At 66.0% G+C, this 353-nt stretch carries 1 protein-coding gene; it reads left to right on the forward strand.

The annotated features are described in order from the left end of the window. On the forward strand, window positions 1–353 hold a 353-nt coding region (locus LU671_RS29390; protein ID WP_232857819.1), incomplete at both ends, for a ShlB/FhaC/HecB family hemolysin secretion/activation protein.

A 353-nucleotide genomic window follows, 5' to 3' on the forward strand; every position in this document is an offset into this window, starting at 1 on the left:
GGCGTGCTGTTCTACAACCTGCCGTGGGGCTGGTGGAACTTCACCTACAGCTACAGCGAGAGCGAATACCGCTCCCTGGCCCAGGCCAACGGCTTTACCTTCAAGCAGACCGGCGACAGCCAGAACCACCAGCTGCGCGCCGAGCGCGTGGTGCACCGCGACGCCACCAGCAAGACCTCGCTCAATGCCGGCATGGCCCACCTGCGCACCAACAACTACATCGAGGACAGCCGCCTGGCCGGCAGCAGCAACCGCCTGAGCGAGGCGCAGTTCGGCATCAACCATGGCCGGCGCCTGGGCAATGCCTTCGTCAACCTCGACCTGGGCACCCAGGAGGGCATCGGCGCCTTCGA

This window comes from Pseudomonas sp. NMI760_13, from assembly GCF_021283245.1.
GTDB lineage: Bacteria > Pseudomonadota > Gammaproteobacteria > Pseudomonadales > Pseudomonadaceae > Aquipseudomonas > Aquipseudomonas peradeniyensis.